This is a genomic window from Pseudomonas cavernae, from assembly GCF_003595175.1.
Lineage (GTDB): Bacteria > Pseudomonadota > Gammaproteobacteria > Pseudomonadales > Pseudomonadaceae > Aquipseudomonas > Aquipseudomonas cavernae.
The window spans coordinates 4666117-4686393 of sequence record NZ_CP032419.1; the positions used below are offsets into that span (position 1 = coordinate 4666117).

General features: G+C 68.1%; 12 protein-coding genes. 8 read left to right on the forward strand and 4 right to left on the reverse strand.

All coding sequences use genetic code 11. From position 1 onward, the window contains the following. The first annotated feature begins 402 nt into the window (after positions 1-402). From D3880_RS21220 to D3880_RS21255, 8 genes are all read left to right on the forward strand, one after another. A complete protein-coding gene (locus tag D3880_RS21220) occupies positions 403-2055 on the forward strand; it encodes a ShlB/FhaC/HecB family hemolysin secretion/activation protein (RefSeq protein ID WP_119895391.1) in 1653 nt (550 codons plus the stop codon). A gap of 20 nt (positions 2056-2075) precedes the next feature. Further along, on the forward strand, positions 2076-7562 hold the full coding sequence (locus tag D3880_RS21225) for a GLUG motif-containing protein (RefSeq protein ID WP_119895392.1): 5487 nt from the start codon (positions 2076-2078) through the stop codon (positions 7560-7562). Between the two features lie 292 nt (positions 7563-7854). Further along, complete coding sequence (locus D3880_RS21230) at positions 7855-9471, forward strand: L,D-transpeptidase family protein (RefSeq protein WP_119895393.1); 1617 nt, start codon at positions 7855-7857, stop codon at positions 9469-9471. A gap of 84 nt (positions 9472-9555) precedes the next feature. Further along, positions 9556-10476 carry an SPFH domain-containing protein gene (locus tag D3880_RS21235; RefSeq protein WP_119895394.1) on the forward strand — a complete coding sequence of 307 codons (921 nt, stop codon included), beginning with the start codon at positions 9556-9558 and terminating at the stop codon, positions 10474-10476. Then, on the forward strand, positions 10473-10919 hold the full coding sequence (locus D3880_RS21240; protein ID WP_119895395.1) for an NfeD family protein: 447 nt from the start codon (positions 10473-10475) through the stop codon (positions 10917-10919). The genes D3880_RS21235 and D3880_RS21240 overlap by 4 nt, the downstream gene beginning before the upstream one ends. An 82-nt stretch (positions 10920-11001) precedes the next feature. Continuing rightward, positions 11002-11310 (forward strand): DUF2388 domain-containing protein, encoded by a 309-nt coding sequence (locus tag D3880_RS21245; RefSeq protein ID WP_119895396.1) that lies wholly within the window; start codon positions 11002-11004, stop codon positions 11308-11310. Between the two features lie 67 nt (positions 11311-11377). Continuing rightward, on the forward strand, positions 11378-12649 hold the full coding sequence (locus D3880_RS21250) for an alpha/beta fold hydrolase (protein WP_119895397.1): 1272 nt from the start codon (positions 11378-11380) through the stop codon (positions 12647-12649). Between the two features lie 20 nt (positions 12650-12669). Continuing rightward, positions 12670-13707 carry a DUF2804 domain-containing protein gene (locus D3880_RS21255; RefSeq protein ID WP_119895398.1) on the forward strand — a complete coding sequence of 346 codons (1038 nt, stop codon included), beginning with the start codon at positions 12670-12672 and terminating at the stop codon, positions 13705-13707. A gap of 183 nt (positions 13708-13890) precedes the next feature. Here the strand turns inward: D3880_RS21255 and gcvP are convergent, their stop codons facing one another. From gcvP to D3880_RS21275, 4 genes are all read right to left on the reverse strand, one after another. Next, a complete protein-coding gene (gcvP, locus tag D3880_RS21260) occupies positions 13891-16767 on the reverse strand; it encodes an aminomethyl-transferring glycine dehydrogenase (protein WP_119895399.1) in 2877 nt (958 codons plus the stop codon). Positions 16768-16855: 88 nt separating this feature from the next. Further along, complete coding sequence (gcvH, locus tag D3880_RS21265; RefSeq protein ID WP_119895400.1) at positions 16856-17245, reverse strand: glycine cleavage system protein GcvH; 390 nt, start codon at positions 17243-17245, stop codon at positions 16856-16858. Positions 17246-17373: 128 nt separating this feature from the next. Next, entirely contained in the window at positions 17374-18456 is a 1083-nt protein-coding gene (gene gcvT, locus D3880_RS21270; RefSeq protein WP_119895401.1) for a glycine cleavage system aminomethyltransferase GcvT, read from the reverse strand. Between the two features lie 178 nt (positions 18457-18634). Then, the gene (locus D3880_RS21275) at positions 18635-20254 is read right to left on the reverse strand and encodes an ABC transporter permease (protein ID WP_119895402.1); all 1620 of its coding nucleotides are present in this window, start codon (positions 20252-20254) and stop codon (positions 18635-18637) included. Positions 20255-20277 lie beyond the last annotated feature (23 nt).

The window sequence follows — 20277 nt, forward strand, 5'->3', positions numbered from 1 at the left end:
GCATCGCCTCGGCGGCAGGCGGGAGCCAGGCGGCCGCTCCGGGCAGCACGCAATGGGGACATGGCTGTTCCCTTGCCCCCGAACCTGAGCCTCCTCGGCGCAAGTCGAGATAGTCCCGGCACGGGAAAAATACGCCATCTGCCGTATGTCCTTGTCGCGGATGCATCGCTAGCCTGCGCAGTCGTCCGCCCAACACAACCACACGCCGGGAGCCAGCAGTGCACCTCGACAGCCGCGCAGTGCCTGGCCATCCCGCCGGGCTCGGCACCTTAGTCCTGCTTTGCCCTAGCCATGCAGTCCTGCATGCCGAACCGCCGCCTCTAGCCAGCCCATCTACCACCAGGCCTCGTCTATTCGCCCCGTCATGGACAGCGGCATTCGCCTGCTGAAAGGAATCCGAGCATGCGCCGTAACGTCGTACCCCTAGTCCTCGCCCTGCTCCCGCTTGCTCAAGCGCTAGCGGTGGAATTGCCGCCCAACGCCGGCCAGTCGATCCGCGAGATCGAACAGCAGCCGCTGCAATTGCCGCCACCGCAGAAGCTCGAACTCAACCTGCCGGCCGCACCGGCTACCCAGCCGCAGGCCGGCGGACCGAGCCTGGAGGTCAAGGGCTTCCACCTCAGCGGCAACCAGGCGCTTACCAGCGACGAGCTGCTGCCGCTGCTGGCCGACCTGCAGAATCGCCGCGTCAGCCTCGGCGAACTGCAGGCCGGCGCCGCGCGCATCACCCAGCGCTACCGCGAACGCGGCTACCCGCTGGCCCGCGCCTATCTGCCGGCGCAGGAAATCGACGCCGGCGTGGTGCAGATCGCCGTACTCGAAGGCCACTACGGCCAGATCCAGGTGCACAACAGCTCGCGCCTGCGCGACAGCGCGCTGGCGCCACTGACTGCGCTCAAGCCGGGCGAGGCGGTGCGCGCCGACTCGCTGGAGCGCAGCCTGCTGCTGCTCAACGACACCCCGGGCGTCGAGGTGCAGTCCACGCTCAAGCCCGGCAGCGCGGTCGGCGCCACCGACCTGCAGGTGGATGTACAGCCCGGTCCGCTGCTGTCCGGCTCGCTGGATGCGGACAACTACGGCAACCGCTTCACCGGCGAATACCGTCTCGGCGGCACGCTGAACCTCAACAGCCCGCTCGGCCTCGGCGACCGCCTGAGTGTCCGCGCGCTCGGCTCCGACGAGGAGCAGCACTACTACCGCGCCGCCTACCAGTTGCCGCTCGGCCCCTGGGCGACCCAGGCCGGCATTGCCTACTCGGACATGGACTACCAGCTGGCCAAGGATTTCGCCGACCTCGACGCCCACGGCAATGCGCGCATCACCAGCGCCTTCGTCATCCAGCCGCTGCTGCGCTCACGCGCGCTGTCGCTGTACGCGCAACTGCAGTTCGACGACAAGCGCCTGAAGGACGATATCGACCTGTTCGCCGCCAAAAGCGACAAGCGCTCGCGGGTGTGGACGGCGGCGCTCAACGGCAACTCGCGCGACGACCTGCTCGGCGGCGGGGCCAACAGCTTCGCCCTGGCCTGGAGCCACGGCAGCCTGAACATCGACGGCGCGCGCAACCAACTGATCGACGACCTCAGCGCCGGCACCCGTGGCCGCTTCAACAAGCTCAACCCGGCCTTGGTGCGCCTGCAACGCCTGAGCGAACGCTTCAGCCTGTATGGCCAGCTGCAAGGGCAGCTCAGCGACAGCAATCTCGATTCCTCGGAAAAGATCGACCTCGGCGGCGCCTACGGCGTGCGCGCCTATCCCGAGGGCGAAGCCTCCGGCGACCAGGGCTGGCTGGCCAACCTCGAACTGCGCTATGCGCTGACCCAGGCCTGGCAACTCTCGAGCTTCCTCGACCACGGCGCAGTGCGCCTGAACAAGGATCGCTGGAGCCGCGGCGAGAACCACCGCAGCCTCAGCGCCGGCGGCCTCGGCGCGAGCTGGGCGGCGCACGGCTGGCAGGTCAACGCGGTGGCGGCGTGGAAACTCGGCAACGCCGAGCCGCAGAGCGACGTCGACCGCACGCCGCGGGTCTGGGCGCAACTCGTTCGCTACTTCTGACCACTTAAAGGGATCTGGCCATGAACCGCCTCTACAACATCGTCTGGAATCACAGCCTGGGCGCCTGGATCGTGGCCAGCGAGCATGCCGCAGCGCGCGGCAAACGCGGCGCGGCCAAGCGGGTCGGAACGGGGCTGGCGCTGGCTATCGTCGCACTCAGCCCTGGCCTCGGGGCGGCGGCGGAGTTGCCCAGTGGCGGGCAGATCGTCCTCGGTAGCGGACAGATCGGCACACCGGCCAACCAGCAACTGCACATCGACCAGTCCAGCCACAAACTGGCCATCGACTGGCAGAGTTTCGACATCGGCGCCGGTCACAAGGTGAGCCTCAACCAGCCGGGCCAGGACGCCATCGCCCTGAACCGGGTGCTCGGCGCCGACGGCTCGAAGATCATGGGCCAGCTCGACGCCAACGGCCGGGTGTTCCTGGTCAACCCCAACGGCGTGCTGTTCGGCGCCGGCGCGCAGGTGAATGTCGGCGGGCTGGTCGCCTCGACCCTGAATATTTCCAACGACGACTTCGCCCAAGGCAACTACCGCTTCAAGGGCGACGGCAGCAATGCCGCGGTCACCAACCAGGGCCACATCGCCGCAGCCGATGGCGGCGCGGTGGCGCTGCTCGGCGGCACGGTAAGCAACCAGGGGGTGATCGCCGCCCGCGCCGGCACGGTCGCGCTGGCCGCCGGCAATGCGCTGACCCTCGACTTCGCCGGCGACGGCCTGCTCAACGTACAGATCGATGAAGCGACCAAGGATGCCCTGGTGGAAAACCACCAGCTGATCCAGGCCGACGGCGGCCAGGTGCTGATGACCGCCAAGGCCAGCGACGCGCTGCTGCAAACCCTGGTCAACAACACCGGGGTGATCGAGGCGCGCAGCCTCGGCGAGCAGGCCGGCAAGATCGTCCTGCTCGGCGGCTTCGACGGCGGCACGGTGCAGGTCGCCGGCACCCTGGATGCCTCCGCGCCGCAGGGCGGCAACGGCGGCTTTATCGAAACCTCCGGCGCCCATGTGCGAATCGCCGAAACCGCCAAGGTCACCACCCAGGCGGCGAGCGGCCAGACCGGCATCTGGCTGATCGACCCCAACGACTTCACCATCGCCGCCAGCGGCGGCGACATGAGCGGCGCGGCGGTGGCGCTGGCGGTGCAGAACAACCACTTCGAGATCCAGACCGCCACCCAGGGCACGGCCGGCGGCAATGGCGACATCCACGTCAACGACGCGATCAGCTGGAGCAGCAACAACCACCTGACCCTGAGCGCCGAACGCAACATCAACATCAAGGCGCCGATCACTGCGACGGGCAACAGCGCCGGCCTGGCACTCAACTACGGCGGCGACTACTACATCAACGCGCCGGTCACCCTCGCCGGCGCCAATGCCAGCCTGGCCCTGAATGGCGCCGCCTATACGCTGATCCACAATGTCGACCAGCTCCAGGCCATCGACAACGATCGCAACGGCCACTACGCCCTGGCCCAGGATATCGACGCCAGCGCCACCGCCGGATGGAATAGCGGAGCGGGGTTCAAGCCGATCGGGAGTAGACTCGATGGTTCAGCCTTCACCGGCACCCTCGCCGGCCTCGGGCATAGCATCGACGGACTGAGCATCAACCGGCCCCAGTGGGAAGTAGGCCTGATGGCCGCTCTCTCTGGCGAGATGCGCGATCTCGGTTTGAATGGTGGCTCGATCAGCGGCATTGTCAACGTCGGCGGGCTGGTCGGGATCAACAGCGGCACTATCAGCAATGCCTATGCCACCGCCGCGGTCAGCGGCACCGGTCAGGTTGGCGGGCTGGTCGGGAACAACAATTCCGGCAGCATCGACAATGCCTACGCCAGCGGCACGGTCAGCGGCAGCCATAACGTTGGCGGGCTGGTCGGGTACAACTACGCCGACAGAATCAGCAACGCCTATGCCGGCAGCATCAGCAACGCCTATGCCAGCGGCGCGGTCAGCGGCGGCACCTACGTCGGCGGGCTGGTCGGGTTCAACGCCTCCGGCAGCATCGACAACTCCTATGCCAGCGGCGCGGCCAGCGGCGGTGACTACGTCGGCGGGCTGGTCGGGCTCAACGTCTCGGGAAGTATCGACAACGCCTATGCCAGCGGCGCGGTCAGTGGCAACGACAACGTCGGCGGGCTGGTCGGGTACCACGCCTCCGGCACCATCAGCGCCAGCTATTGGGACAGTTATGCAAGCGGCCAAGCTGTCGGCGTAAACGGCGCCTCCAGCTTCGGCGTCACCGAACTCACCAGCGACCCGGCGAGCGCCGCCGCGGCCAATTACGCCTTTAAGCAGAGCGCCTACAGCAACTTCGACTTCGCCAACACCTGGTTCATGCTGGACGGCAGCAGCCGCCCGTTCCTGCGTTCGGAATGGTCGACCACCATCAGCAACGCCCATCAGTTGCAGCTGATGGCCATGAACCTGGGCGCCGACTATCGCCTGGCGCGGGATATCGACGCCCACGAAACCGGCACTTTCGCCAGCAACCCCAGCGGCATGTGGAATGGCCTGGGCTTTGCGCCGGTGGGCAACGGCGCCAGCCCCTTCACCGGCAGCCTCGACGGTCAAGGCCATAGCGTCTCTGGGCTGAGCATCTATCGGCCGGGGCAAGACTATGTCGGCCTGATCGGCTATGCCGGCAGCGCCGCGCTGCTCCGCAATATCGGCATGATTGGCGGAAGCATAACGGGGCGGATCGGCGTCGGCGGACTGGTGGGACTCACTTCCACCGGCAGTATCGACAATGCCTATGCCAGCGCCACGGTCAGCGGCACCAGAGACGTCGGCGGACTGGTGGGGATTAACCGATTGGGCGACATCCGCAACGCCTTTGCCACCGGCACGATCAGCGGCGCCAATCAGCTTGGCGGGTTGGTCGGTTTTAACGATGGCGAGATCAGCCAAAGCTATTCCCTAGGCTCCGTAACAGGTAGCGCGGATTTCATCGGCGGACTGGTCGGCGTTAATACGGGCGACATCATCGAGAGTCATGCCACCGGCGCTGCTAGCGGCGTTTCGAATGTCGGCGGGCTGGTCGGCTGGAATGGCTTAGCGAACAACGCGGGGTCTATCAGGCAGAGCTTTGCCAGCGGCAGGGTTTCCGCAACCCTCGACGGCGCCGGCGGGCTGGTCGGCTACTTATTCAATGGCAGTATCGAGCAAAGTTATGCCGCCGGCACCGTGACCGGGAACGATTTTATCGGTGGTTTGGCCGGGCATAGCACCGTCAACGGCAGCATCAGTCAGAGCCATGCGACTGGTGCGGTATCGGGCAACGCTCAAGTCGGCGGACTGGTCGGTGACAGCGCCGGCAGTGTCAGCGATGCCTATTCAACCGGCAGCGTCAGCGGTTCCGGCGTCTACATCGGCGGGCTGGTGGGCAATAACCAGTACGGCAGCATCGACACCGCTTACGCCACGGGCAGCGTCACGGGGAACGCGCGGGTTGGCGGACTCGCCGGGGGCAGCTCCGGCAGCATCCGCAACGCCTATGCCTCCGGCGACGTCGCGGGCACCGGCAACCATGTCGGCGGCCTGGTCGGACTCACTTACACCGGCAGTATCGATAATGCTTATGCCAGCGGCAGCGTCTCCGGCCACGGCCGGAATGTCGGCGGCCTGGTGGGGCTTAACCAATTGGGCAGCATCAACAACGCCTATGCCACCGGCAAGGTCAGCGGCACCTCTCAGGTTGGCGGGCTGGTGGGGTACAACAACGGCGGCAGCATCGGCGCCAGCTATTGGGACATCGACCAGACAGGGCAACTGACCAGCGCCGGCGGCGCAGGCAGGACCACCGCCCAGATGCACGATATGTCGACCTACCTGGGCTGGGATTTCGCCGGCACCTGGGCACCTGCCGACAGCACTTACCTGCCGGAACTCTACGGCGTATCGGGCGTGGTCGGCATCGTCACCAATGCCAATGCCACACGCGTGTATGGCGACGCCAACTCGACCATCCAAAACGGGCTGACCGTGGTCGGCACGGGCTTCTGGAACCAGCTCAGCGCCGGCCCCGTGCTCAGCAGCAACGCCGATGCGAGCTCTGCCGTTGGCCGCTATGCGCTCACGGCTTCCGGCGCCGCGGCCACTCGCGTCCAGGGTGGTGCGGCGCGCATCGTCTATCGCAATAACGGCAGCCTGACCATCAGCCAGCGGCAGATCACGGTCACGGCCGACAACGCCACGCGCAGCTACGGCGAGGCCAACCCGGCATTCGCCTGGAGCATCGCCAGCGGCAACTTGGTCAACGGCGACTCGCTCAGCGGCGCGCTGAGCACCGCGGCCAATGCGGCATCCGACGTCGGCCGCTACGCCATCGACCAGGGCACGCTGGGGAACGCTAACTACGCCATATCCTTCACCGGCGGGGCGCTGGATATCACCCCGCGGCAGATCACCGTCACGGCCGACAACGCCACGCGCAGCTACGGCGAGGCCAACCCGGCATTCGCCTGGAGCATCGCCAGCGGCAACCTGGCCAACGGCGACTCGCTCAGCGGCGCGCTGACTACCTCAGCCAATGCGGCAGCCAACGTCGGCCGCTACGCCATCGGCCAGGGCACGCTGGGGAACGCTAACTACGCCATATCCTTCACCGCCGGCTCGCTGGCCATCACCCCGCGCCCGCTGACGGTCAGCGCTACGGGCCAGAACAAGGTCTATGACGGCAACCTCGACGCCGGCGTCGGGCTGCATGACGACCGGCTGAGCGGCGATGCCCTGGATATCGCCTATGCCTATGCCGGTTTCGCCGACAAGCACGCCGGCCAGGGCAAAGCCGTCAGCGTCACCGGCATCACCCTGTCCGGCGCCGATGCCTTCAACTACAGCCTCATCAACAGCAGTGCCACGACCTTCGCCGATATCCTCACCCGGGCCATCAGCGGCAGCTACAGCGCCGAGACCAAGACCTACGACGGCAGCACGCTGGCCACGCTCCACGGCCGCCTGAGCGGCGTACTCGGCAGCGACGAGGTCGCGCTGAACGGCACAGGCCGCTTCAGCGACAGGCACGCCGGCAGCGGCAAGACGGTGACCGTCGGCAACAGCGGCCTCTCCGGCGCGGATGCCGGCAACTATGTATTGAGCAGCCTCAACCCGCTGGCCAGCGCCGATATCCTGCCCCGGCCGATCACGGTGAACGCCCATGCTCTGAGCAAGAACTTCGGCCTGGCCGATCCGCTGCTCAGCTGGTCGCTCGGCGCCGGCAGCCTGGTCGCTGGCGATAGCCTGATCGGCCGCCTGGCACGCGTGCCGGGCGAGGCTCCGGGCAGCTATGTCATCGGCCTCGGCGGCCTGGATGGCGGCGACAACTATACGCTGAGCTTCATCCCCGCCACCCTGACCATTGTCGGGCAGCCGCGTGCCTACCTCGACGCGCTGGTGTCCACGCACACACTGGAAGACCAACCCGCCAGCCGCGCTGACGATCCCGCGTCCCTCTATCGGGTCGTGGACAGCGGTATCCACCTGCCGGAAGGCATTTGAGCCTGGCTATCTCCCCGGTGGAGCAGGCAAGCGTTGCAACGCGCGGCCTGCAGGGGAGGTAGCCGCGTGGCACGGCACTGCGCGCCAAGCGCGGGGTGGCGCGCGCCGTAAGCCAGCGGCCGAGGCCAGCTCGGGCGCCGTTTGGCCGGGTTAGGCGGGCGACGATCCGCTCCGAGCGGCCCTCGCCCCGGACGCAGGACGACCGCCCGGCTGCCGGCGCAGCCCGCTCCGCGGCGATCTGCCTATAGTTGTCAGTGAGCCCTCTTGGTTTGGGCAGCGACGTGAACCACTGATGCACAGCATCCGGCCTTTCCTCTTGCGCGGCATTCTGTTGCTCCTGCCGCTAGCCAGCCAAGGTGCGGGCGCAGTGCTCCTACCAGCGCTGTTCCAGGCGCCGCTCACCCAAGCGCCGCTGCGCCAGCTTTTCGATGAGTTTCCGCTGCCCTGCGCACCGCTGCCGGCCAGCCTGAACGCCGCCGCCCAGGCGCAGCTCGACGCCTTCTACCAGCAGCGCGACGACCGACTGGCCTGGCGCGACGCCGCGCACCTCAGCGCCTTACGCGAGCAACTCGCGCTGCTGGCCGACGACGGCCTCGATCCCAGCGACTACCCGCTGCCCACCGGCCTGGCCAGCGCCGCCGAGGAGAGCCGCCAGGCCTGCGCCGACCTGCTCGCCAGCCATGCCTACCTGCGCGCCCTGCAACATCTGCGCAACGGCCGTCTGCCGCAGGCGCGGCTCGAGCCGCTCTGGCACCCGCAGGATGGCACCCGCGCGGACCCGCACTTGGCGGTGCTGCCCATCGCCCTGCGCGAGCTGGACCAACCCGCCCGCGCCTTCGCCGCCGCACGCCCGACGCTGCCCCAGTACCAGGCCCTGCGCCGCGCCTATGCGCGCATCCGCCAGCAGCCCCTGACGAATTGGCTGCCGCTGGCCGACGGCCCGCTGCTGCACCCCGGCCAAGACGATGCGCGGGTGCCGGCGCTGCGCCGGCGCCTGGCGGCCGAGGACTATCTGCCCGGGGCGCCGACCAGCCGCCTGGACAGCCGCTTCGACCCCGAACTGGTGGCGGCGCTGCAAGCCTTCCAACGCCACCACGGCCTCAAGCCCGACGGCCTCCTCGGCCCGGCCAGCGTGGCCGAGCTCAACGTCGACGCCCGCACCCGCCGCGACCAGCTCAGGATCAACCTCGAGCGCCTGCGCTGGCTGGCCGACGATCTGGCCACGGCGCACGTGGCGATCAACGTGGCCGCCGCCGAACTGCTGGTCCTGCAGGACGGCCAGGTTCTGTGGCGCACCCGCACCCAGGTCGGCCGGCCGGAACGGCCGACGCCGCTGCTCGCCTCGCGGATCGAGCGCCTGACCCTCAACCCGCGCTGGATAGTGCCGCCGACCATTTTCCGCGAGGACAAGCTGCCGGAGATCCGCAGCGACCCGAGCTATCTCGAGCGCCACGAAATGAGCGTCTACGACCACAGCGGCAACCTCCTCGACCCCTGGCTGGTGGACTGGGACAACCCCGGGCCGATCCGCCTGCGCCAGGCCGCCGGTCCGCAGAACCCGCTGGGCCGCCTGGCCCTGCGCTTTCCCAACCCCTTCGCGGTGTACCTGCACGATACCCCCAGCCAACTGCTGTTCGACAAGTCGCCACGGCTGTTCAGCTCCGGCTGCGTGCGCGTCGAAGCGGTGACCACCCTGCTCGACTTTCTCCTCGCACCCGAAGAAGTTGCCGCGGTGCAGCAACGGATCGCCAGCGGGCGCACCCAGGAGTACCGCCTGAGCCAGGCGGTGCCGCTGCTGATCGGCTACTGGACGGTGGAAGTCGACGCCGACGGCCAGCCGCGCTACGTCCCGGACATCTACAGCCACGACCGCCGCTTGTTGCGCGCCCTGCTGCGCACCCGCCCCTGAGACCGGCCCAGCTGCACAGGCGGGCGCGGCTGTGCTTAGATGGGGGCTGGCCGCCCGGCCGTTCACTACAAGGAGAGTGTTGTCATGGAAATTGGTGGCGTATTACTGCTGTTCGTCGCGCTGGCCATCGCCGTCGTGTTCATGGGCTTCAAGGTGGTGCCGCAGGGCTACGAATGGACGGTAGAGCGCTTCGGCCGCTACACCAACACCCTGCGCCCAGGGCTGAACATCATCGTGCCGGTGATGGATCAGATCGGCCGCAAGCTCAACGTCATGGAGAGCGTGCTGGACATCCCGCCGCAGGAGGTGATCACCGCCGACAACGCCACGGTGCAGATTGATGCGATCTGCTTCTTCCAGATCATCAATGCGGCGCAGGCGGCCTACGAGGTCAACAACCTCGAGCACGCGATCCGCAACCTGGTGATGACCAACATCCGCACCGTGCTCGGCTCCATGGAGCTGGACGCCATGCTCGGCCAGCGCGACGCGATCAACGAACGCCTGCTGAAGACCGTCGACGAAGCCACCGCGCCCTGGGGCATCAAGATCACCCGCATCGAGATCAAGGACATCAGCCCGCCCGCCGACCTGATGGCGGCCATGTCCGGGCAGATGAAGGCCGAACGCATCAAGCGCGCGCAGATCCTCGAAGCCGAAGGCCTGCGCGCCGCCGCCATTCTCACCGCCGAAGGGCAGAAACAGGGCGACATCCTCAAGGCCGAAGGCCAGCGCCAGGCCGCCTTCCTCGAGGCCGAAGCGCGCGAACGGGCGGCCCAGGCCGAAGCCGAGGCGACGCGCATGGTCTCCGAGGCGATCGCCGCCGGCAACGTGCAGGCGGTCAACTACTTCGTCGCGCAGAAATACATCGACGCCCTCGGCCAGTTGGCCAGCGCCAGCAACAGCAAGGTGATCCTCATGCCGCTGGAAGCCAGCCAGGTGGTCGGCGCGGTCGGCGGCATCGGCGAAATCGTCAAGGCCACCTTCGGTGACAAGCACGCATGATCAGCTATCTGCAACACCTGTCGTTCTGGGACTGGCTGGCCTTCGGCACCCTGCTGCTGATCCTCGAGGTGTTCGGCGCCGGTGGCTACCTGCTGTGGCTGGGCATCGCCGCCGCCGGCGTCGGCGTGCTCAGCTACCTGTTCCCCGCCCTGCCCTGGACCTGGCAGTTCCTCCTGTTCGGCCTGTTCTCGGTGCTCAGCGCGGTGCTCTGGTGGCGACGCCAGCGCAGTGCGGCCAAGCCCTCGGAGCAGCCGGGCCTGAACCAGCGCGGCCAGGAACTGCTCGGTCGCCAGTTCGTCCTGCACGAGGCGATCAACGCCGGGCGCGGCAAGATCAAGGCCGGCGACTCGCTGTGGCTGGTCAGCGGCCCGGACCTGCCGGCCGGCACCGCGGTCAGGGTGGTCGGTCAGGATGGCGTGCTGCTCAAGGTCGAGGCGCTGTAGGACGCGACTCGGCTGAATGGCGTGGAACTTCCCTGCAGCGGCGGCCTTCCAAATTGTAAGCCCCCCTGCAGGAGTACCCCTCATGCGCCGCTACCTGATCTACGCCAGCCTTGCGTTGCTCGCTTTCCCCGTCGGCTCGGCGATGGCCGACAGCGATTTCTGGAAGGACGTGTTTACCACCGGCGCCACCACCGCCTCGACCTACCTGAGCCTCAAGGACGACGACAAGCTGATCCTGCCGGCCAAGGACGATGCCAGCGCCTTCATCGCCAGCGGCGGGCAGATCCGCGGCCCCTACCTGGAAGCGGCGCTGCAGCAGCTACGCCGCGACCACCCCGGCCTGCAGGCCAGCGACGAGGAGCTGGCCACGGCGATACTCGCCCAGCCCTGAGCGCCTCCCACTCGATTCCCGGCTAAGATGGTGGGCATGATGTCCACCATCGCTCGGGAGCTCAGGGATGAGGGTATTAGGCGCAGTGCTGGGTGCGCTGCTGGCCTTGGCGAGCGCCGGTTGCTCGCTGTTGCAGCTGGATGAACAGCTCAAGGAGGCGCACCAGCAGCTGGTGCGCATCAGCGGCCAGGTGCTGCCCGACAGCCTGGCGCAACCGACCCTGGTGGCCCTGCTCGACCGCCAGGACAAGCTGCAGCTCTACCGCATAGTCGAGCCCGGCGGCGCCTTCCAATTCAGCGTGCCGAAGGGCGACTACCAGTTGCTGGCGTTCATCGACCGCAACGCTAACTTCGTCCTCGACCCCGCCGAGCCGCGCCGCTGGCTGCGCCAGGTGCACGGCGCAGCGCTCGGGTCACCGGCCGAAAGCGGCACGCCGGCGCCCGCGACCTACGCGCTCGGCCTCGCCAGCAGTGACTTGTATCCGGCGCCGCCACTGGACCTGAGCCTGGCGCGGCTGTACCGCGACCAGCCGCGCCTGCGCCACAACTACCTGCAGCAGGTCGACTTCGACGACCCGCGCTTCTCCCCGCAGCGGGTCAGCCAGGGCGCCTGGCAGCCGCTGGATTTCCTCCGCGAGGTCGGTTACGGCCTCTACCTGCTGCAGCCCTGGGACAAGCACAAGGAGCCGGTGGTTCTGGTGCACGGCATCAACGACTCACCGCGCGCTTGGCGCCAGCTGGTCGATAGCCTCGACCCACAGCGTTTCCAGCCGTTGCTGTTCCACTATCCCAGCGGCGTGTCGCTGAACGACAGTGCCTACCTGCTCAGCGAGGCGATCCGCGACGTGCAGCTGCGCCATTCGCCGACGCGCGTCCATGTCGTCGCCCACAGCATGGGAGGGCTGGTCGCGCGGCGAGCGCTGCAGTTGCTCGGCGCCGATGACGGCAGCGCACGCCTCTGTCTGTTTCTCACCCTGGCCACCCCCTGGGACGGCCATCCCGCTGCCGCCGAGGGCCTCGCCCACGCGCCCGTGGTGGCGCCGGCATGGCGCGACCTGGCGCCGGGCAGCCGCTACTTGCAGGACTTGTTCGCCACGCCGCTGCCGGCGCATATCCGCCAGTGGCTGCTGGTCAGCTATGGCGGCAACCGCCGCCTGCTAGCGCAACCCAACGACGGCGTGGTGCCGCTGGCCAGCGAACTGCGCCCGGCCGCTCAAGACGAAGCCGAGCACCTCTACTTGCTGCACGAGAGCCACACCAGCATCCTACGCAGCGCGCGCAGCCGAGCGCTGATCGAGCGCGCGCTGGGTAGCCTGCCGGCGAAAGGCTGCCACCCCTGACCACCCGAAGCGAGAGCCCCATGCAGCAGGAAATCCTCAGTCCCGGCCCACTCCTCACCGCCGAAGACGTTCTGGCCCGCCCGGGCTGGGCGCGCCAGCCGCTCTGGCAGTACCAGCGTGCGGCGATCCGCGCCGCGCGCTGGCGGATCAAGGAGTGGGACTACTATGCGGTGCTGTCCGCCGATCAGCGCTTCGGCATCGCCCTGACCGTCGCCGATCTCGGCTACGTCGGTCTGGTCGCGCTCTGTTATCTGGATTTCGAGCGGCGCTGCTTTCAGCAGGTCGATAGCCTGACGCCGCTGCCACTTGGCCGCTTCGGCCTGACGGCGGACAGCCAGAACGGCCGGCTGCTGCATCGCAGCCGCACGCTGCAGGTGGAGATCGAGGTCGACAACGGTCGCCGCCTGCTGCGCTTCGCCGCGCCCGGCATGCGCGCGGCGGACGGGACGCGTGGACTGACGGGGGAGATCGTCCTGCAGCAGCCGGTCGCGCTGGAGTCGATGAACATCGCCACCTCCTGGGCGGAGAATCGCCGCGCCTTCTACTACAACCGCAAGCTCAACTGCCTGCCGGCCAGCGGCAGCGTCAGCTTCGGCGGCCGCACCCTGACGCTCGACCCGCGCCGCGACGCCGGGGTGCTCGACTGGGGACGCGGCGTGTGGACCTACCAGAACCGCTGGTACTGGAGCTCGGCGTCCGGCTTTCTCGACGGCGTGCCGTTCGGTTTCAACCTCGGCTATGGCTTCAGCGACCGCAGTCCGGCCAGCGAGAACGCGCTGATCCATGGCGACCGCCTGCACAAGCTGGGCGAGGTCCACTTCGCCTACGATCCCGCCGACTATCTCAAGCCCTGGCGGCTCAACGACGACGCCGGGCGCCTCGAGCTGGCCTTCCGGCCGCTGCTGGATCGCCACTCGCGTGTCGACCTGGGGCTGATGAAGTCGGTGCAACACCAGGTGTTCGGCCACTTTTCCGGCCGCGTGGTGCTCGACGACGGCACGCCGCTGCAGCTCAACGACTTCCTCGGCTTCGCCGAAGACGTGTTCAACCGCTGGTAACGACAAGGCCGCCCGAGGGCGGCCTTGTCATTTGGAGCGCGGAAAACCTGTTTACGATCTTGCGAGCTAGAGTCAAACAAGGCGAAAACGGCTGAGGAAGCGGAGTTTACAAGTTGTAAATGAGCATTCCGAAGCCGTTTTCAACGCAGTTTGGCCGACGCGCAGCAGATCGTAGACAGGTTTTTACTCGCGGTAGTCGTCGAGCGGCACGCAGGCACAGAACAGGTTGCGGTCGCCGTAGACGTTGTCGACGCGGTTCACCGTCGGCCAGTACTTGTGCGCGCGGGTGTGCGCGCTCGGGGTCACCGCCTCGGCGATGCTGTACGGCCGCTCCCAGATGCCGATCACGTCGGCGAGGCTGTGCGGCGCGCGCTTGAGCGGGTTGTCCTCGGCCGGCCAATCGCCGCTCTGGACCTTGGCGATCTCCGCGCGGATGCTCAGCATCGCCTCGATGAAGCGATCCAGCTCGTGTTTGGACTCGCTCTCGGTCGGCTCGATCATCAGCGTGCCGGGCACCGGGAAGGACATGGTCGGCGCGTGGAAGCCGTAGTCCATCAGGCGCTTGGCCACGTCTTCCTCGCTGATCCCGGTGTCCGCCTTGAGCGGGCGCAGGTCGAGGATGCACTCGTGGGCGACGCGACCGTTGCGGCCGCTGAACAGCACCGGGAAGGCGCCGGCCAGCTCCTTGGCCAGGTAGTTGGCGTTGAGGATCGCCACCTCGGTGGCATCGGCCAGTTGCGGGCCCATCATGGCGATGTACATCCAGCTGATCGGCAGGATGCTGGCGCTGCCCCAGGGCGCGGCGCTGACCGCGCCGTTGCCCGGGTTCGGGCCGTCGAGCGGCACCACCGGGTGGTTGGCGACGAAGGGTGCCAGGTGGGCTTTGACCCCGATCGGGCCCATGCCCGGACCGCCGCCGCCGTGGGGGATGCAGAAGGTCTTGTGCAGGTTCATGTGCGACACGTCGGCGCCGATGTCGGCCGGGCGGGTCAGACCGACCTGGGCGTTGAGGTTGGCGCCGTCCATGTACACCTGGCCGCCGTGGCTGTGGATCACCTCGCAGATCTCGCGGATGCCCTCCTCGTACACGCCGTGGGTCGAGGGGTAGGTGGCCATCAGGCAGGCCAGCTGCGCACCGGCTTCCGCGGCCTTGCCCTTGAGGTCCTCGAGGTCGACGTTGCCGTCGCCGTCGCACTCGACGATCACCACGCGCATGCTCGCCATCTGCGCCGAGGCCGGGTTGGTGCCGTGCGCCGAGGCCGGGATCAGGCAGATGTTGCGGTGCGCGTCGCCGCGGCTCTCGTGGTACTTGCGGATCGCCAGCAGGCCGGCGTACTCGCCCTGGGCCCCGGAGTTGGGCTGCATGCAGATGGCATCGAAGCCGGTGATGGCGCGCAGCCAGGCTTCCAGTTCGTCGATCATCAGGGTGTAGCCCTGGGCCTGCTCGCGCGGGGCGAAGGGGTGCAGGTTGGCGAACTCCGGCCAGGTGATGGGGATCATCTCGCTGGTGGCGTTGAGCTTCATGGTGCAGGAGCCGAGCGGGATCATCGACTGGTTGAGCGCCAGGTCCTTGTTCTCCAGCTGCTTGAGGTAGCGCAACAGCTCGGTTTCGCTGTGGTGGGTGTTGAACACCGGGTGGCTCAGGTAGTCGGAGCTGCGTTGCAGGCTGGCGGGAATGCCGGCCGGCAGCTCGCCTTCGTCCAGTTCGGCAACCGACAGGCCATGGTCGGCACCAAGGAAGATGGCGAACAGCTGCTCGACCGTCTCTGCCGTGCAGGTCTCGTCGAGGCTGACGCCGAGCTGGCCGCGGCCGAGGATGCGCAGGTTGATGCGCGCGGCCCGGGCCGACTCGAGGATCGCCGTCTGGCTGCCGCCGACGTCCAGGGTCAGGGTGTCGAAGAAGTGCCGGTTGAGGCGGGCGATGCCTTTTTGCTCGAGGCCGGCGGCGAGGACCGCGGTTAGCCGCTGCACCCGCTGGGCGATGCGCTTGAGACCCTGCGGGCCGTGGTAGACGGCGTAGAAGCTGGCGATGTTGGCCAGCAGCACCTGCGCGGTGCAGATGTTGGAATTGGCCTTCTCCCGGCGGATATGCTGCTCGCGGGTCTGCAGCGCCATGCGCAGCGCGACGTTGCCGCGGGCATCCTTGGACACGCCGATGATGCGCCCCGGCATGGCGCGCTTGAACTCGTCACGGGTGGCGAAGTAGGCCGCGTGCGGGCCGCCATAGCCCATCGGCACGCCGAAACGCTGCGCCGAGCCGAACACCACGTCGGCGCCCAACTCGCCCGGCGGGGTCAACAGCAGCAGGCTGAGCAGGTCGGCGGCGACGCAGGCCAGCGCCTGCTGGGCATGCAGGCGTTCGATCAGCGGGCGCAGGTCGCGGATCTCGCCGTGAGTGTCCGGGTACTGCAGCAGCGCGCCGAACACCTGGTAGTCGCCGAGCGTGTCGACGGCGTCGACCACCAGTTCGAAGCCGAAGGCTTCGGCGCGGGTCTGCACCACCGAGATGGTCTGCGGGTGGCAGTTCTCGTCGACGAAGAACAGGTTGCTCTTGCTCTTCGCCACGCGCTTGGCCAGGGCCATGGCCTCGGCGGCGGCGGTGGCCTCGTCGAGCAGCGAGGCGCTGGCCAGGTCGAGGCCGGTGAGGTCGATGGTCAGCTGCTGGAAGTTCAGCAGCGCCTCCAGGCGGCCCTGGGCGATTTCCGGCTGATAGGGGGTGTAGGCGGTGTACCAGCCCGGATTCTCCAGCACGTTGCGCAGGATCACCGTCGGGGTGACGGTGCCGTGGTAGCCCATGCCGATCAGGCTGGTCCACACCTGGTTCTGCGCGGCGTAACCCTTGAGCTTGGCCAGCGCGGCCTGCTCGTCGAGCGCGGCCGGCAACTGCAGCTCGCCGGTCAGGCGGATCGCCGGCGGCACCGTCTGCTCGATCAGCTCATCGCGGCTGGCGAGGCCGAGGGCCTCGAGCATGGCCTGCTGTTCATTGGCGTCGGGGCCGAGGTGGCGGCTGAGGAAGGCGTCGGACTGCTGCAGTTGGGACAGGCGGGGGGTCTGGGACATGGTCACGTTCTCAGAAAAAGACAAAGCCCTGACGAAGCAGGGCTTGTGCAAGGATAGCTAGTTAATCGAGCGTCAGTCGGCGTCCTGATCAGGCGTCGGCGTCGGCGGCAGCCTTGTAGGCGGCGGCGTCGAGCAGCTGGTCGAGCTCGGCGACGTTGCTCGGCTTGAGCTTGAAGAACCAGCTGCCGTACGGGTCGCTGTTGACGTTTTCCGGGGCGTCGGTCAGTGCCTCGTTGATCGCGATCACCTCGCCGGCGATCGGCGCGTAGATGTCCGAGGCGGCCTTCACCGACTCCACCACCCCGGCTTCCTGGCCGGCGGCCAGTTGCTTGCCGAGTTCCGGCAGCTCGACGAACACCACATCACCCAGGGCTTCCTGGGCGTGATCGGAAATGCCTACGGTCACACTGCCATCGGCTTCCAGGCGCGCCCACTCGTGGCTGGCGGCGTAACGCAGATCGGCGGGGATATTGCTCATGTCGGTGTCCTCGGAGACTAGGAGACTAGAAGGCGGATGACCCGCCTGAAAATTTAGCAGGCCGTTGCCAAACCACTGCGTCCACACCGGTCATTTCGCCCGGCGGGCCGTGGTCTGGCCCCAGCCGGTTAGATCAACGCTTTGCCGTAACGCACGAAACTCGCCTGCACCACGCGCACCGGGTACCACTTGCCGCGGATTTCCACCTCGGCGCGTTCGCCGGTGGCCGCCGGGACGCGGGCCAGGGCGATCGACTTGCCGAGCGTCGGCGAGAAGCTGCCGCTGGTGATTTCACCCTCGCCGATGCCCTCGACCCGCACCACCTGATGGGCGCGCAGCACGCCGCGCTCCTCCAGGACCAGGCCGACCAGCTTGGGCTGGGCGCCGGCGGCGCGCTGGGCTTCCAGGGCCTGGCGGCCGACGAACGCGCGCTCGGCCGGTTCCCAGGCGATGGTCCAGGCCATGTTGGCGGCCAACGGCGAGGTTTCCTCGTCCATATCCTGGCCGTAGAGGTTCATGCCGGCCTCCAGGCGCAGGGTGTCGCGGGCGCCGAGGCCGATCGGGGCGATGCCGGCGCCGACCAGGTCATTGAAGAAGGCCGGCGTTTCACCCGCCGGCAGGATGATCTCGAGGCCATCCTCGCCGGTGTAGCCGGTGCGGGCGATAAACCAGTCGCCCTCGGCGACGCCCTGGAACGGCTTGAGTTCGGCGATCAGCGCGGCGCGGGCGGCGCTCACCAGCTCGCTGGTCTTGGCCCGTGCCTGCGGGCCCTGGATGGCGAGCATGGCCAGTTCGCCGCGCTCGCGCAGTTCGACGGCGAAACCGGCGCTCTGCGCCTGCATCCAGGCCAGATCCTTGTCGCGGGTCGCGGCATTGACCACCAGGCGGTAGCCCGCTTCGCTCAAGTAGACGATCAGGTCGTCGACCACCCCGCCACGCTCGTTGAGCATGCCGCTGTAGAGGGCCTTGCCGGGGGTTTGCAGGCGTTCGACGTCATTGGCCAGCAGGTGTTGCAGATAGACCTTGGCCTGGCTGCCGCTGACATCGACCACGGTCATGTGCGAGACGTCGAAGACGCCGCAGTCGCGCCGCACCTGGTGGTGCTCCTCGACTTGCGAACCGTAATGCAGCGGCATATCCCAACCGCCGAAGTCGACCATTTTGGCCCCTAGTGCCAGGTGCTGAGCATAGAGGGGCGTACGCTGTCCCATGGGTTTCTCCTTCCGGGCGTGGCGAAGACGCGGACGGGCTGGGCAACGCGACTGCGCCTGTTGGTCAAGGCACTGGCACGCGTTGCGCACACCCGGTCTGAATGACGGGCCGCATCGAATGGCGCGCATTGTAGCCGCAAGGTCGGCAGCTGGACACCTCAGCCGACGCGCGCTTGCGTCAGTGCCCCGGGCGCCGCGCCGAACGGCGGATCAGGCCGATCACCGGCAGCAGGCCGACCAATACCAGGGTCAGCGCCGGCAGCGCGGCGCGCGCCCATTCGCCCTCGCTGGTCATCTCGAACACCCGCACCGCCAGGGTGTCCCAGCCGAACGGGCGCATCAGCAGGGTGGCGGGCATTTCCTTGAGCACGTCGACGAACACCAGCAGCGCCGCGGACAGCGCGCCGGGCACCAGCAGCGGCAGGTAGACGCTGAAAAACAGCCGCGGGCCGCCGACCCCGAGACTGCGCGAAGCTTCCGGCAGCGACGGCCGGATACGCGCCAGGCTGCTCTCCAGCGGCCCGTAGGCGACCGCCATGAAGCGCACCAGGTAGGCCAGCAGCAGCGCCGCCAGGCTGCCGAGCAGCAGCGGCTTGCCGGCGCCACCGAGCCAGGCGGACAGCGGGATCACCAGCTGGCGATCGAGGTGGCTGAAGGCGAGCATGATCGACACCGCCAGCACCGAGCCGGGCAGCGCATAGCCGAGGTTGGCCAAACCGACCGCCGAGCGCACCGGCCGGGTCGGCGCCAGGCGTCGGGCGAAGGCCAGCAGCAGCGCCAGGGCGACGGTGAGCAGCGCCGCCAGCGCGCCGAGGTAGAGGGTGTGCAGGATCAGGCCGAGGTAGCGCTCGTCGAGATCGAAACGGCCGCGCTGCCAGCACCACGCCAGCAGCTGCAGCAACGGGATGACGAAGGCGCAGGCGAACACCAGGCCGCACCAGGCGCTCGCCGCCAGTGCCTTGAGCCCATGCAGGCGATACAGCACCTGACCGCGCGGGCGCTCGCTGGCCGGGCGGCTGACGCCGCGGGCCCGGCGCTCGCCGTAGAGCACCAGGATCACCGCCAGCAGCAGCAGGCTGGCCAGCTGGGTGGCGCTGGACAAGCTGTAGAAGCCGTACCAGGTCTTGTAGATGGCGGTGGTGAAGGTGTCGAAATTGAACACCGCCACCGCGCCGAAGTCGGCCAGGGTCTCCATGATCGCCAGCGCCAGACCGGCACCGATGGCCGGCCGCGCCATCGGCAGGGCGACGCGCCAGAACGCCTGCCAGGGCGACTGACCGAGCACCCGCGCGGCCTCCATCAGGCCCTTGCCCTGGGCCAGGAAGGCGCTGCGCGCGAGCAGGTAGACATAGGGGTAGAAGACCAGCACCAGGACGATGATCACCCCGCCGGTGGAGCGCACCCGCGGCAAGCGCAAACCGTTGCCGAACCACTCGCGCGCCAGGCTTTGCAGGGGCCCGGAGAAGTCCAGCAGGCCGACGAAGACGAACGCCAGCACATAGGCGGGGATCGCGAACGGCAGCATCAGCGCCCAGTCCAGCCAGCGCCGGCCGGGAAACTCGCAGAGGCTGGTGAGCCAGGCCAGGCTGACACCGAGCAGGGTCACGCCGGCGCCGACGCCGAGCACCAGGGTCAGGGTGTTGCCGAGCAGGCGCGGCATCTGCGTGGCCCACAGGTGCGCCCAGATCTCGCGATCGACCGTACCCCAGCTGAACAGCAGCACCGACAGCGGCAACAGCACCAGGGCGGCGACGGCGAAGGAGATGAGATACCAGCGGCGCTGGGCGGGATGGGCCACGCGAGTCCTCAACAATCAGAAAT

Excerpts from the sequence above, each read along its gene's own strand:
- D3880_RS21220 (WP_119895391.1), top strand. The coding sequence starts at position 403 with ATGCGCCGTAACGTCGTACCCCTAGTCCTCGCCCTGCTCCCGCTTGCT.
- D3880_RS21225 (WP_119895392.1), top strand. The coding sequence starts at position 2,076 with ATGAACCGCCTCTACAACATCGTCTGGAATCACAGCCTGGGCGCCTGG.
- D3880_RS21230 (WP_119895393.1), top strand. The coding sequence starts at position 7,855 with ATGCACAGCATCCGGCCTTTCCTCTTGCGCGGCATTCTGTTGCTCCTG.
- D3880_RS21235 (WP_119895394.1), top strand. The coding sequence starts at position 9,556 with ATGGAAATTGGTGGCGTATTACTGCTGTTCGTCGCGCTGGCCATCGCC.
- D3880_RS21240 (WP_119895395.1), top strand. The coding sequence starts at position 10,473 with ATGATCAGCTATCTGCAACACCTGTCGTTCTGGGACTGGCTGGCCTTC.
- D3880_RS21245 (WP_119895396.1), top strand. The coding sequence starts at position 11,002 with ATGCGCCGCTACCTGATCTACGCCAGCCTTGCGTTGCTCGCTTTCCCC.
- D3880_RS21250 (WP_119895397.1), top strand. The coding sequence starts at position 11,378 with ATGAGGGTATTAGGCGCAGTGCTGGGTGCGCTGCTGGCCTTGGCGAGC.
- D3880_RS21255 (WP_119895398.1), top strand. The coding sequence starts at position 12,670 with ATGCAGCAGGAAATCCTCAGTCCCGGCCCACTCCTCACCGCCGAAGAC.
- gcvP (WP_119895399.1), bottom strand. The coding sequence starts at position 16,767 with ATGTCCCAGACCCCCCGCCTGTCCCAACTGCAGCAGTCCGACGCCTTC.
- gcvH (WP_119895400.1), bottom strand. The coding sequence starts at position 17,245 with ATGAGCAATATCCCCGCCGATCTGCGTTACGCCGCCAGCCACGAGTGG.
- gcvT (WP_119895401.1), bottom strand. The coding sequence starts at position 18,456 with ATGGGACAGCGTACGCCCCTCTATGCTCAGCACCTGGCACTAGGGGCC.